The sequence below is a fragment of the Erwinia sp. 198 genome (assembly GCF_003937915.1).
GTDB classification, from domain to species: Bacteria; Pseudomonadota; Gammaproteobacteria; order Enterobacterales; family Enterobacteriaceae; genus Erwinia; species Erwinia aeris.
In genome coordinates this window covers 149,812-163,382 of the sequence record NZ_RHUM01000011.1, presented here as the reverse complement: position 1 = coordinate 163,382, position 13,571 = coordinate 149,812, and the positions used below count along the sequence as shown (strand labels likewise).

Sequence of the window (13,571 nt, the reverse complement as noted above, 5' to 3'; positions counted from 1 at the left end):
TTTTGCTGCGGCGCAGGCCGCAGCGTTTTGGAGGTTTAATGCAGAAATTTGACTATATCATTATCGGCGCCGGCTCGGCTGGCAATGTCCTGGCCACGCGACTGACTGAGGATGCTGACGTATCGGTACTTTTACTGGAAGCAGGCGGCAAGGATCACCGCTGGGATTTCCGTACCCAAATGCCAGCCGCTTTGGCTTATCCGCTGCAGGGAAAACGCTACAACTGGGCTTATGAAACCGATCCTGAGCCGAAAATGAACAATCGCCGCATGGAGTGCGGACGTGGCAAAGGGCTTGGCGGCTCCTCGCTAATCAACGGCATGTGCTACGTGCGCGGCAACGCGATGGATTACGACAACTGGGCCAGCAAAAAGGGTCTGGAGGACTGGTCCTATCTGAACTGCCTGCCTTACTTCCGTAAGGCGGAGAAGCGCGATATTGGTGAAAACGACTACCACGGCGGCGAAGGCTACCTGAGCGTCACCACGCCGAAAAAAGGCAATAATCCGCTGTTCCGTGCCTTTATCGATGCCGCCGTGCAGGCCGGCCATCATGAAACCGATGATATGAACGGCTACCGTCAGGACGGCTTCGGCCCGATGGATCGCACCGTTACGCCGCAGGGCCGTCGCTCCAGTACCGCACGCGGCTATCTGGACGTGGCTAAGCAGCGTTCAAACCTGACGATTGTCACCCATGCGCAGACCGATCGTATTCTGTTTGAGGGCAAAACCGCCGTTGGCGTTTGCTGGCTGCGCAATGGTAAAGCAGAGCAGGCTACCGCCACGCGTGAAGTGCTGCTGTGCGCGGGCGCTATTGCTTCGCCGCAGATCCTGCAGCGTTCCGGCGTCGGCCCGGAAGAGTGGCTGCGCGAGCTGGATATCCCTGTTGTTCACGCGCTGCCGGGCGTAGGCCGCAACCTGCAGGATCATCTGGAAGTTTATATGCAGTTCCGCTGCAAAAAGCCGGTCAGCCTCTATCCGTCGCTGCAATGGTGGAACCAGCCGGCAATCGGCGCGGAATGGCTGTTCAGCGGCACGGGCATCGGCGCCAGCAACCAGTTTGAAGCCGGCGGCTTTATCCGCAGCGACGACCAGCCGGACTGGCCGGATTTGCAGTATCACTTCCTGCCGGTCGCCATTAACTACAACGGCAGCAGCCCGGTGAAAGAGCACGGCTTTCAGGCACACGTTGGCCCGATGCGTTCGATGAGCCGTGGTCGCGTCAAGCTGACCTCGAAACATCCTTACGCCGCGCCGTCGATCTTCTTTAACTACATGTCGGAAGATCGCGACTGGGAAGAGTTCCGCAGCGCGGTGCGCCACACGCGTGAAATCATGCGTCAGCCTGCGCTGGCTGAATACTGCGGTGAAGAGATCCAGCCGGGCGCGGCGGTGCAGACCGACGAGCAGATTGATGCCTTTATCCGCGATCATGCCGAAACGGCCTATCACCCCTGCGGCAGCTGCGCGATGGGCAATGACGAGATGGCGGTAGTGGATGCGCAAGGGCGCGTGCACGGGATGCAGAAGCTGCGCGTGGTGGATGCCTCGATTATGCCGCAGATCACTACCGGCAACCTGAATGCGCCAACCGTGATGATCGCCGAGAAGATGGCCGATCTGATCCGGGGCCGCACGCCGCTGGCCGCTTCCACCGCGGATTACTATCGCCTGGCGCGTGAAAAAGCCGAGGCGGAGCAGGCGCAGGAAGAAGGCGTGGCCTGATAGCCGCCGCGTCCCGAAGGTTGGCAAACCCGTCTCGGGGGCGCTGCCTTTTGTACCTTAATAAAAAATGCACGTAACGGCTGTACAGCCCGTTATGTGCATTTTTGTATCAGCCAGCCCTCCTTATAATTACCTGACGACCCTGACCCCGTAGCCGTTTGCGCGGCCTCGCTTTCTGCTTTTTTAATATAAAACCAGGCGACCGCCGCGCCGCATGCTTTCTGGTCGTGGTTGTTTATCCTGTCTATAGTGTGCTCCATGCAGGCCTTTTCTTCTTATATCGACAAGGCTTTCCCGTACTGGCGGGCAAAGCCATCACGTTAGCGAAGGCGGCCCCTGAAACCTCTTTGATCGGGACAGCGCATGGCTGAGCGACATATTGTAATTATTGGCGGCGGCTTTACCGGCACGACTCTGGCTATCCATCTTGCCCGCCTGGGCGAGGCGGGCTTAGCGGTCACGGTGATTGAACCGCGCGCGCAGCCAGGACAGGGCGTCGCCTACAGCACCCCGGATCCGGCGCACCGAATCAATGTCCCTGCCGCCCGAATGCAGCTATCCGCAGCGGAAGAAGGGGATTTTGCGCGCTGGTATCAGCAGTGCGGCGCTGAGCGACAGGATCCTGCCGCTCGCTGGCATGACGGCAAAGTTTATCCGCAGCGTGGCTGGTTCGGCGCTTACGTGGCGGAACAGTTTCGCCTGGCGGCCCAATCCCGCGTCAGGCTGACGCACTGTCAGGATCGGGCCGTGGCGCTGCGTGACGGGCTGGTCACTACGGCTTCCGGCAAAACATTTCGGGCTGATGACGTGGTGCTGGCCATCAGCCATCCACCGCCCGCCGTGCCGCAAAGCGTACAGCAGGCGCTGGGCGGGCATCCGGGGCTGATCGCTAATCCCTGGCATCCGCAGGCGTTGGCAGCGGTCGGCGTAAACGAGCGGGTGGTCATTATGGGCACGGGCCTGACCATGGCCGATATGGTGGCTTCGCTTGCCGCGCGGGGGCACCGTGGCCCGATCACGGCCTTTTCAAGGCGGGGCCAGCTGCCGCGCGACAACGTCAGCGGCGACTATGCGCCCCGGTTGCCTGACTATCGGCAGGCGCCCGCCACCGCGCGCGGCTGGCTGCGGTGGGTTCGTCAGGAAGTGGCTCAGGCGGCGGTGGAAGGCCAGCCCTGGCAGCTGGTGCTGGACGATGTTCGCGCGCACGCGCAGCAGATCTGGCAGCAGCTGCCGCTAAGGGAGCAGCGCCGCTTTCTGCGACATTTACGATCCTGGTGGGATGTGCATCGCTACCGCATTGCGCCGCAGGTCAGCCAGGCCTTGCAAATCTGGCAACGCAGCGGCCGGCTGCGCGTGCTGGCCGCAAGGCTGGCCGGGGTTGGGGTGCAGGGAGAACAAATCGCACTGAGGTTGGGGCTGCGCAAAGGCGCGGAGGTCTGTCTTATCGCAGACAAACTGATCGTCACCACTGGCCCGGCGCATAATGCGCTGCTGACCAGCGACAGGCTGCTTAGCCAGCTGGCGGAAGAGGGCATGATCCAGGCAGATCCGCTGGCGCTTGGCATCCTGGTCGACGTGCAGTCGCGCACCCTGAATCGTCAGGGCACGGCTAATGCGCACCTGCTCGTGGTTGGGCCAGCGGCGCGTGGACGCTTTGGCGAACTGATGGGCCTGCCGCAGGTGGCGGAACATGCCGAAGCGGTGGCCCGTCAGCTGGTTGGCGCCGCGCCGTTAACGCCGTGACGGGCTGCGTTTCACCGTCGCGGGCTGAACGGCAGGCACCGTTAACGCTGTTCCCCTCGCGACCGCGCTTTATCGGCGTGGGCTGAGCGAGAGAAACAGACGGCATGGTTGCTACATGCGAACGCGGCGGGAAAGCGCCACCACCAGCAGCATCAGCACCGTAACCATGATAAAGGCTACCGGCAGCGAGCTAAGGTGAGCGACAAAGCCAATGGTGGCAGGCCCGGCCAGCACGCCGATATAGCCCAGGGTGGTGACGGCCGGGACGGCGGCGGCCTGCGGCATGCTTTTCTGTCTGCCGATAGCGGTAAACATCACCGGCACGATATTGGCGCAGCCGATGCCGATCAGCATATAGCCCACCAGCGCAACGTGCCAGGAGGGGACGATCACCGGCAGCGCCAGCCCGACGGCGGCGGTCAGCGCGCCCAGGAGCACCACTTTTTCGCGGCCGAAACGCGCCACGATGCGGTCCCCGGTCAGCCTGCCCACGGTCATCGCAGTAGCGAAGCAGGCAAAGCCCAGGCCGCCCAGCGTATCCGGCATATCGCGGTGTTCGGTCAGGAATACCGCACTCCAGTCCAGCACCGTGCCTTCGGCCAGGAATACGGCAAAACAGATCGCGCCAATGGTCAGCACGGCGCCGTGCGGCAGGGCGAAGGCCGGGCCTTCCGGCGGGTTAGCGTAGGTCAGCAGGCCGCGAAAGCTGTAGCCCAGCAGCAGCAGCGAGAACACGGCGGCCGCCAGGCTGGCGGCGAACGGCGACAGTCCGCCTGCCATCAGGCCGCTGACCGCGCCCGCGCCCGCAATGCCGCCCAGGCTGTAAAAGCCGTGAAAGCCGGACATCATCGGCTTAGGCGCCGCTTTTTCCACCAGAATCGCCTGTACGTTCATCGCGCAGTCGGTAGTGCCCACGCCCATGCCGAACACCAGCAGCGCCAGCGCCAGCAGGACAGGGCTGGGGATCACCGAGAGCAAGGGCAGCATCAGGCAGAAGGCCAGCGTGGCAACGGTCATTACCGCCCGGCAGCCAAACCGCGTGGTGAGATGGCCTGTCAGCGGCATCGCCACCAGCGCGCCCACGCCCAAACAGAGCAGCAGCATTCCCAGCGTGCCGTCGTTGACGCCGGTATTCATTTTGGCGAAGGGCACCAGCGCGGACCAGCCAGCGGTGGCGAAACCCGCCACAAAAAACATGGCTCGCGTGGCGTTCTGCTCGCGTTTTGCGGGCGTTTCTGCGGCGGACTGGCGCAGCGTGTCGACATGGTCAGGCATGAGCGGTGATACTCCGGGTTAAATTAAGCGTCAGTTTAAGATAGACAAAATTTGTGAGTGCAGGCGAGGGCAGCCGCTGGCGATAATCTGGCCGCCCTGTTCAGGCCGCCCGCCATCCGGGGTAGTCACTATACCGCCCGCCTGCTCAATCAGCGGGATCAGCGCCACAATGTCATAAGGCTGAAGGGCGAACTCAACGCAAACATCGATTTTACCGGCGGCCAGCATCGCCATGGCGTAACACTCGCCGCCGTAACGGGTCATCAGCACGGCCTTATCCAGCGCGTCAAAATTCAGCGACGTCTGGCCCAGCGATTCCGGCGAGGTGGTATGTAAAATAGCCTGATCCAGCGGGATATCCCGGCGGGTTTGCAGGCGAACTTTGCCATAAAGGCCTTCAGCCCATGACTGCGAGCCGTCGGCATAAAAGCGTTCGCCGGTAAAGGGCTGGCTCATCATTCCCATCACCGCGCGATCGTGATGCAGCAGGCCGATTAATGTGCCCCATACCGGCAGACCACAAAGAAAAGGGCGCGTGCCGTCTATGGGATCCAGCACCCAACAGGGCGCGCGCTTGTCGCCCGCTTTGAGGCCAAATTCTTCACCCATCACGGCATGAGTGGGATAGCGCTGTGCGATAAGATCCCGCATGGCTTTTTCCGCTTCGCGATCGGCAAGAGTAACCGGATCGAAGCGAAAACCTTCTTTGGGCTTGGTGCTGATGGCAAGATTTTCACTGCTGCGAAAGCGCGGCAGCGTTTGCTGGTCGGCTGCGTCGGCCAGTTCATGCAGAAAAGCGATATCAGGTAGCTTCATGCGGCGACTCCTGCGGGGCGAGGGAACGTTGACAACCTCTGAACGGATGATAGTGTATGACTTATTATGCTCTTTTTAAAGCTTGATAATGAGGTTTTATGCTCGATTATGCAGCTTTTCCGCAACAGCGGCAGGCTTTGATCCGGCAACAGCTCCGGGAAAAAGGACGGGTAGTCTGCGCGACGCTGGCCGAACAGCTGGGCGTTTCCGAACATACCGTACGCCGGGATCTGCAGGAGCTGGCGCGCGAAGGGATTTGCAAAAAGGTTTATGGCGGCGCGGTCAGCGTGCTTGCCTCGCAGGGCGATCTGCTGGCGAGGACGGAAAAAAACGGTGCGGAAAAAGCGCGTCTGGGGCTGGCGTGTAGCCGCCTGGTTAAGCCGCAGAGCGTGATATTTATCGACGCTGGCTCCACCAACCTGGCTTTTGCCCGCGCGCTGCCGCCGGAAATGGCCCTGACGGTGGTCACCCATTCGCCCATGATTGCGGTGGAGCTGATGAAGCTGCCGCGCTGCGAGACGATCGTCATCGGCGGTCGGCTGCACACGGCAACGGGCGGCAGCCTGGGCATCACCGCCTTCTCCCAAATCCGCGACATTCGTTTCGATCAGCTTTTTTTGGGCGCCTGCGCGCTGGACAGCGAAGAGGGCCTGACGGGATTTGACTATGAAGACGTGGAGTTTAAAAAAGCGCTAACGAGCCGCAGCGATGAAATTATCGTTGCCATGACCAGAGAAAAGATCCCCGGCGTGGCGCGTTATACCGTGACAGCCTGCGAGGCGCTAACGCAGCTGGTAGTCGAGGCGGATATTCCTGCGGAGACGCTGGCGGCCTTCAGGGAAAAAAATATCGGACTGGTGCATCCGTAGCTCGCCTGACTATCGCGAAGCAGCGTCTGCAGGAGAAAAGGCTATCTGTCTGGGGCATTTATCTGAGCATCGCGGAGCCGCGTCTGGGACGTTCGCCTTCTTACCCGCGCGGGCAGATAAATTTGCGGCGTTTCCGTCAGCCTGCCGTCAATCAGGCCGGTCAGCGTTTCAAAACAGCGCCAGGCCAGCTGGCGGTTATCCTGCATCACGGTATCGATGTTTACCGACAGCGCGTCGTAAAGGTAGTGATCGTCAAAGCTGCACAGCCTGACGGGCGCCGACAGTAAATGATGCTGGCTCAGGTAGCGCAGCACGCCTTCCTGCAGCCCGCACGCGGCGCAGAACAGCGCCTGCGGCACGCGGCCCAGCCGCATAACCAGCTCGGCGAACATCTCGTAGCCCGAGCTGGCGTTGTAATGACCGTGCAGGATCCATTCCGGCTGCACCGCCAGGCCGGCCTGTTCCAGCCCCTGACGAAAACCGGCCAGGCGATCGCGGGTCGGTGAAATGCGCGGCTGGCCGCCAAAAAAGTAAAATTCCTCAACTTCCCTGGCGATCGGCTCAACCAGCGTCGCCGTAGAGATAATCGACTCAGAGATCACCAGCGGCAGCGTGGATTCGCCCAGATGACGGTCAAACAGCAGCACCGGCAGCTGGCGGCTGAGCTGCTGATACTCGCTGTCGTTCAGCTGACTGGAGGCGACGATCAGCCCGTCAACCTGACGCTGGATCAGATTGTTGACCGCCAGCGTTTCCTGACTGCTGTTTTCGTCGGTGCAGGCGATTAAGAGCTGTAAACCGGCGTCGCGACACAGCGTTTCCAGCGCATGAGAAAAGGTGGCGAAGCCGTGGTTGGTCATTTCCGGTACTACCAGCCCGATGGTATGGCTGCGCGAATTGTTCAGCGCCCGTGCGTGAATACTGGGCTGATAGTGCGTCATCTGTGCGATTTCCATCACCCGCTGGCGGGTCGCTTCGGCCACGCGCAGCTCTTTGCCACGGCCGTTCAGCACCAGGCTGGCGGTGGATTTGGACACGCCAGCCAGGCTGGCGATATCGTTGATGGTTACGCGTTTCGGCTTGTTCACAGGCATTCGTATCAGGGGAGTCAGCGCATTATACTACCATGCCTGAACGGAGTTGCCAGTAATCGACGGTCAGGTTGGCTTCGCCCTGCCACACTACTTCCGGCGTGGCATTCGGGAAATAGCGCGCCGACATCACACCTTCGCCGTCGTTGATAAAAATCTCAATGCTGGAGCGATCGCAGAGAATTTGCAGCTGAGAAACCGCGCCCAACCAGTAGCGATGTTCCGTCTCGCCGCTGCGTAGATTGCGGCGGCTTAGCGTCAGGCCGTCCTCGTCGCAGACCAGCGTCAGCGCCTTGCCGAAGCAGGCCGACCAGCTACCCGTCGAAGCAATAGCCAGCTCGGCACGTTCAACCTGCAGCGTTGGCATAGAAGCGGCCCGCTGCTGATAGCGCGACTGCTGCTGGCGCAGCTGCTGTAGTTCGCGCGCCGGACGCTGCCGCAGCCGGTCATGCTCCAGCGTCAGCTCGCGCGGGCAGGTCATAATATGTATCCAACCGCGGGCTACGGTCGGCTGCAACAGTTCTTCGGCGTCCGGCACGCCCATCCAGCCGATAAGCACTCTGCGTCCGTCGTCGCTGAGCGTGGTCTGCGGCGCATAAAATTCAAAGCCATGATCCAGCTCGCAGAACTCGCCGTGCGGAAAGCGGGCGGCCGCGTAATCGAGCCTGCCGATAAAATAGCCGCTCTGATGGGCGTTGAGCCATTTTTTCTGCTGCGCGGGCAGGCCCTGCGGGCAAACCAGCAGCACATCGCGATCGTCCAGCGCGAACAGGTCAGGGCATTCCCACATATAACCAAAGTCGCCCAGGCCGTTGAGCTGCGATCCGGCAATTTCACCCAGCAGTGTCCATTCATGCAGCGATTGGCTGCGATAAAGCAGTACTTTTCCCTGTTCTGTCAGATCCTGCGCGCCCAGCACCATATACCAGCTGTCCTGATGGTGCCAAACTTTCGGGTCGCGCACGTGGCCGGTGTAGCCCGGCGGCAGCCCGATAACCGGGCCGGCTTTAGCCACGTCGCCCGCCTCATTCACCGTTGCCATGCACTGCCAGGCGGTGCGGCCCCCGGCAAATTTCACGTTGCCGGTATAAAACAGGGTCAGCGTACCGTCACGATCGACAGCCGAACCGGAATAGCAGCCGTGGCTTTCATACGTTTCGGCCGGGGCCAGCGCCAGCGGCTCATGCTGCCAGTCCAGCAGGTTAGCCGAGCGCCAGTGGCCCCAATATTTGGCACCGTGCGCGCAGGCCAGCGGATTCCACTGATAAAAAAGATGCCATTCGCCCTGAAACTGGATAAAGCCGTTGGGATCGTTCATCAGGCCGGTCTGCGGCGAAAGGTGCCAGGCGGGACGATGCGGATCTTCACCTGTATCCCTGTTCAACACCGCCTTAAGCGCGCGATTGATCAGCTGTGCTTCGCTCATGCTTTCTCCTCAACGTTGTATTTCAGCAGCAGGGAAAGGATAAAAGCGGTACCGAAGGCCAGCGCCATGCCGATGATATAAGAAACCAGCGAGCTGGCCTGCACGATGGCCATGCCAGGCAGGGCGGTCAGGCCGACGGCGGTCATGCCCACGTGCATCAGCACCACAAAAGCGCCGCCGACCGCGCCGCCGACGATCCCGGCGATAAACGGCTTCATAAAGCGCAGGTTCACACCAAAAATAGCCGCTTCCGTAATGCCCAGCAGCCCGGAGAGCGCGGAAGGAAGCACGATGCTGCGGATCTTCACGTCGCGGGTTTTAAACCACACGGCCAGGCAGGCGCCCGCCTGCGCAATATTAGCCATCGACCAGATCGGCAGCAAAAAGTTGACGCCGATGGCGGGATTGCCCAGCAGGCCCGCTTCGATAGCGTGGAAGCTGTGATGCACGCCGGAAATAACAATCACCGAATAAAGCCCGCCGAACAGCAGCCCTGCCAGCCAGCCCGCGTGGGCGATCAGCGTGCTCAGCACCAGCGAAATGCCGTCGCCCAGCGCGCGGCCTGCCGGACCAATCACCAGCATGGCGACGAAACCGGCGATAATCACCGTTAAAAACGGCGTCAGGATAATATCCAGCGCGTTGGGAATGATGTTACGCAGCCGTTTCTCGACCAGGCTCATAAACCATACCGCCAGCAGCACCGGGAACACCGTACCCTGGTAGCCAACCATCGCGATATCCAGGCCAAAGAAATTCATGGTCTGCACGCCGCCCGCTACGCCCCAGGCGTTGGTTAGCGCCGGATGGGTAAGAATACCGCCGAGCGTCGCGCCCAGGTAAGGGTTGCCGCCGAATTCGCGGGCGGCGGTAAAGCCAATCAGGATCGGCAGAATAATAAACGCGGCGGAGCTGAACATATCAAGCATAACGAACAGGGCGCTGCCCGCATCAACCCAGCCGTAGGTTTTCATCATGCCGAGCAGGCCCATCAGCACGCCGGAGGCGACGATGGCCGGGATAATCGGCACAAAAATATTGGAAAGCAGCCGCGCGATGCGCTGGGCGGGATTGAGCTTGCGGGCCGCGACGGAAGCCGCCTCGCTTTTGCTTGATTCGCCAATCCCGGCGGCCTGGATAAAAGCGGTGTGCACCTTATTCACAATGCCGCTGCCGAAAATCACCTGCATCTGTCCGGCGTTCTGGAAGCAGCCTTTGACGCCTTCCAGCTCGCCGATCGCTTTTTTATCCGCCAGGCTGTCGTCTACCAGCACCAGCCTTAAGCGGGTGGCGCAGTGGGCGGCAGAAGCGATGTTTTCCCGTCCGCCGAGCAGCGGCAGCAGCTGGTGGGCAATCTGTTCAAAATTCATGTGTTTCCCCTGAAAGTGGTCGATCAGAACCAGGTTTCCATCTGGACACCGAAGTTCCATTCACCGCCAGCGGTAAAGCCGCTGGTACCAAAAGCGTCGTCGCTGGCGTAGCGATCTAACGCGTTATCCCAGTCCATCCAGCTGGCGAAGAAGCGAATTTCCGGACGGCTGAGGAAGTTGCCGATATCGCCAGGCTTAAAGGTGGGCGCGAAAGTCAGCTTGTAGAAGCCGCCGCTAACGTTCTGACGGCTTTTGAAACCCTGAGGATCGAGATCCATGTACTGATAGCTGCCCTCGTAAGCCAGCATGAAGTTTTCGTTAATGCTCTGCAGCAGGCGGGCGTTAGCGGTCACCCAGCGGTAGCTGTCGCCGGCAACGTAACGATCTTTGCTCTGCTGCGCGAGCAGGGCCGGGGCCAGGCTCCAGGTTTGGTTTAGCGGGGTCATGCCGTAAGAGGCCAGGCGCCAGGTGCTGGCGCTGTCGGTCAGGTTGCCGTCGGAGCCGACGCCTTTTACCTCAGCGCCTAAGCCGTGCCCGTAAAGCAGCGCCGTTTTCGACTGGCCGTCGCGCAGGCCGTAAAAGCTGTCGCCGTGCCAGGCGAGCATAGCGTGGACGCCGCTGTCGCCGGCGTTATCGCTACGCACGGCGGCGTTGACGCGCTCATCGTTATCTTTAGCGCGCAGGCCGCTGAGCATAAACTGCAACGGCCCGCTGAAAGTGTTGGCGGTCACAATGTAGTTCTGAATGGTGTTATCGATGGTTTCGATATCGCCAAAGTTGCGGCCGTAGACGGAAAGGTTGCTTTTCACGCCGTCCGCCCAGCGCACGTCATAGATCCCGCCGCCCGTTCCGGCCAGGAACACCACGTCGGAATCCAGCCAGTGAATATCGAAATTGTCGCGATCGAAGCGTTTCCCGGCCCACAGCGTGCTTTCAGCAAACATGCCGGTAAAGGTCGGCAGGCTGCCCAGTTCGACAAAGGCCTGACGGATATTGAGATCGCTGCTGTCCGCCGTCCAGTCGTTATAGTCGCTCTGGCCATCCGCCAGCATCACCTTAAAGCGGGTGGTCGCGCCGTTAGCCAGCTGCGTTTTGTGCTCCATGTTAATTTCAACATAGGTGTTATTTTCGTTGCCCAGACGGCCGACCGCACCGCCGGTCTCGCCTGCTGGCGTCAAGTAGGGGCCGCTTTTGGTCGAGGAAGCCGAATCATTCATAATCAGGCCGGAGCGGGCATAGGCATGAAACTCGAAGCCGTCCGCCAGGGTTTTTTCCGCAGGCCTGGCCGCCTGCGGCTGGTCGGCAGGCAACGGCGCAACCGGCGGCTGCGGGCCGGCTACGACGGCAGGCGCCTGTGCCGAGCCTTGACGAATAGCAGGGGGATCCTCAGCCGCGCGCGCGTCGGATGCCGTCGCGGGGATGGCGGCTGCCGGAGCGTTCTGCGCCAGGCGCTGTTCGGCCAGGCGGGCACGGCGTTCGGCCTCATCGGCACGCCGCTCCGCTTTTTGCAGCCTCGCCTCCAGTTGGTTAAGGCGTCTTTCAACGGCGCTGAGATCGCTGTCGGCCAGGCTTGTTTGAGGAAGAAACAGCGCTGCCGTGACCGCCAGCGCAACAGGGTTTATTTTTATCATCCGCCATTCTCCAGAGGGTCTGCCGTTTAGCTAAACCGGTTCGATGAGGAGAGTAGAGAACAGCGACGAGCGTGACAAAGGATTTTGTTGTTACGATTTCGTTATTGTGACGGGCCTGGCATTTTGCAGCTGACTTGCATAGGGTAGCGCGGTCATGGCCCCTTTGGCCGTGGTAGCCAGCGCGCCACACTGTTGAGCCAGCCCGACGGCCGCCTCAAGATCGCGAGGGCGTAAAGGATCCGTCTCGCGCATCAGTCCTGCCAGCAAACCTGCAACAAAAGCGTCGCCTGCGCCCGTAGTATCAACAGGCTGCACCTTTGAAGCGCTGAACCGACGCTGTTCACCTTCATGCCAGACGATAACGCCTTCCTCGCCCAGGGTAATCAGTAGCAGGGCGGGACGGAAGCGGGCGGTGAACAAGGCCAGCGCGGCCCCGGTTTCCTGCTCGCCGGTCAGCAGCTGTAGCTCATCCAGCGACAGTTTAACCACATCCGCCAGCGCGAAAGCCCGATCGACCACCCGACACATTTCCTGATGGTCCTGCCAGAAATCTTCCCGCAGATTGGGATCGAAGCTGACCCAGCCACCGGCGGCGTGAATGCGCTCAACGGCGGCGAACACCGCGCTGCGTGACGGTTCGGCGCTGAGGGCTATCGAGCAGAAGTGTAGCGCCTGACCTGCCGCAAAATCGGGCAGGTCGTCCGGCGTTAAGAAAAGATCGGCCGCCGGGCGCACCATAAAAGTGAAGGTTCGTTCGCCCTGATTATCCAGGCCTACCACCACGGTGGAGGTACGCTGTTGCGGCAGCCGGCGCATAAAATCCGTGTTGACCTTTTCCTGACGCAGAACGTCCTGCAAAAATGCGCCAAAAGGATCGTCGCCTACGCGGCCGATAAAGCCGCTGTCGCCGCCCAGGCGAGCCACGCCTACCGCCACGTTGGCGGGCGCGCCGCCAGGACACTGTTGCAAATGATTATTTTCCTCCGGCAGCAGATCGACTACCGCATCGCCTAAAACCCAGACTCTGTTCATTACGCCTCCTGTAAATGTAAGCTTAAAGCTAAACCGCTTTAGCGATAATAACAACTGCCGAACCGTCAGAGAGCAGAAATAGGGCAAATGAGGAGAGGCGCTAAAACAGGTGGCAAGAGGACGATCGGAGACGAAATCACGGCCTGGGTGGCCATCTTATTCGTCGGCAGCAAGAGGCTGTCTTGTTATGTAGCACATTGGCAGCCGTGCTGGCTGACAGGCTGCAGGGGATTATGATTGCGGATTTGGCGATCGTCTTCCCTGACGACGCGGGATGATTAGCTGTCGTCGTCCCGAATGGAGGACGGATGGCGGCACAGCGGCTCAATAGTCATGGTCATATAAGGGTAGAGCGGCAGGCCGGTAAGCAGCTCGTGCAGCTCGTCATGGCTTTCCACATCGAAAATGCTGACGTTTTTAAACTGGCCGGCCACGCGCCAGACGTGGCGCCATTTACCAGAACGCTGTAGCTGCTGCGCATAGGCTTTTTCCTGCGCTTTGATTTCCGTAACGCGCCCGGTTGGCAGCGAGTCGGGGATTGCAATGGTCATTTCCACTTTAAACAGCATATCCTTTTCTCCTTAACCCAGT

At 60.6% G+C, this 13,571-nt stretch carries 11 protein-coding genes; 3 read left to right on the top strand and 8 right to left on the bottom strand.

Annotation, left to right across the window (positions count from 1 at the left end):
- The first annotated feature begins 38 nt into the window (after nucleotides 1–38).
- Together betA and EGK14_RS16180 are read left to right on the top strand one after the other, a co-directional pair.
- The gene (gene betA, locus EGK14_RS16185) at nucleotides 39–1,727 is read left to right on the top strand and encodes a choline dehydrogenase (RefSeq protein WP_125290129.1); all 1,689 of its coding nucleotides are present in this window, start codon (nucleotides 39–41) and stop codon (nucleotides 1,725–1,727) included.
- Nucleotides 1,728–2,090: 363 nt separating this feature from the next.
- Complete coding sequence (locus EGK14_RS16180; RefSeq protein WP_125290128.1) at nucleotides 2,091–3,470, top strand: FAD/NAD(P)-binding protein; 1,380 nt, start codon at nucleotides 2,091–2,093, stop codon at nucleotides 3,468–3,470.
- A gap of 111 nt (nucleotides 3,471–3,581) precedes the next feature.
- On the opposite strand, the gene EGK14_RS16175 is transcribed toward EGK14_RS16180, so the two are convergent.
- Together EGK14_RS16175 and hisN are read right to left on the bottom strand one after the other, a co-directional pair.
- Nucleotides 3,582–4,745, bottom strand: a complete 1,164-nt coding sequence (locus EGK14_RS16175) for an MFS transporter (RefSeq protein ID WP_125290127.1) — start codon at nucleotides 4,743–4,745, stop codon at nucleotides 3,582–3,584.
- Nucleotides 4,746–4,775: 30 nt separating this feature from the next.
- A complete protein-coding gene (gene hisN, locus EGK14_RS16170; RefSeq protein ID WP_125290126.1) occupies nucleotides 4,776–5,561 on the bottom strand; it encodes a histidinol-phosphatase in 786 nt (261 codons plus the stop codon).
- Nucleotides 5,562–5,659: 98 nt separating this feature from the next.
- On the opposite strand from hisN, the gene EGK14_RS16165 reads away from it, so the two are divergent.
- Nucleotides 5,660–6,430, top strand: a complete 771-nt coding sequence (locus EGK14_RS16165) for a DeoR/GlpR family DNA-binding transcription regulator (protein WP_125290125.1) — start codon at nucleotides 5,660–5,662, stop codon at nucleotides 6,428–6,430.
- 41 nt (nucleotides 6,431–6,471) lie between these two features.
- Here EGK14_RS16165 and EGK14_RS16160 read toward each other — a convergent pair whose 3' ends face one another.
- The 6 genes from EGK14_RS16160 to catC all read right to left on the bottom strand — a co-directional run bounded on the left by EGK14_RS16160 (nucleotide 6,472) and on the right by catC (nucleotide 13,549).
- On the bottom strand, nucleotides 6,472–7,518 hold the full coding sequence (locus EGK14_RS16160) for a LacI family DNA-binding transcriptional regulator (RefSeq protein WP_125290124.1): 1,047 nt from the start codon (nucleotides 7,516–7,518) through the stop codon (nucleotides 6,472–6,474).
- Between the two features lie 28 nt (nucleotides 7,519–7,546).
- On the bottom strand, nucleotides 7,547–8,947 hold the full coding sequence (locus tag EGK14_RS16155; protein ID WP_125290123.1) for a sucrose-6-phosphate hydrolase: 1,401 nt from the start codon (nucleotides 8,945–8,947) through the stop codon (nucleotides 7,547–7,549).
- Nucleotides 8,944–10,317 (bottom strand): sucrose-specific PTS transporter subunit IIBC, encoded by a 1,374-nt coding sequence (locus tag EGK14_RS16150; protein ID WP_125290122.1) that lies wholly within the window; start codon nucleotides 10,315–10,317, stop codon nucleotides 8,944–8,946. Before EGK14_RS16150 ends, EGK14_RS16155 begins: the two co-directional genes overlap by 4 nt.
- Nucleotides 10,318–10,340: 23 nt before the next feature.
- The gene (locus tag EGK14_RS16145) at nucleotides 10,341–11,948 is read right to left on the bottom strand and encodes a carbohydrate porin (protein WP_125290121.1); all 1,608 of its coding nucleotides are present in this window, start codon (nucleotides 11,946–11,948) and stop codon (nucleotides 10,341–10,343) included.
- Between the two features lie 90 nt (nucleotides 11,949–12,038).
- Nucleotides 12,039–12,980 carry an aminoimidazole riboside kinase gene (locus EGK14_RS16140; protein WP_125290120.1) on the bottom strand — a complete coding sequence of 314 codons (942 nt, stop codon included), beginning with the start codon at nucleotides 12,978–12,980 and terminating at the stop codon, nucleotides 12,039–12,041.
- Nucleotides 12,981–13,258: 278 nt separating this feature from the next.
- Nucleotides 13,259–13,549, bottom strand: coding sequence for a muconolactone Delta-isomerase (gene catC / locus EGK14_RS16135; RefSeq protein WP_125290119.1), 291 nt, complete (start codon nucleotides 13,547–13,549; stop codon nucleotides 13,259–13,261).
- Between the last annotated feature and the right edge of the window lie 22 nt (nucleotides 13,550–13,571).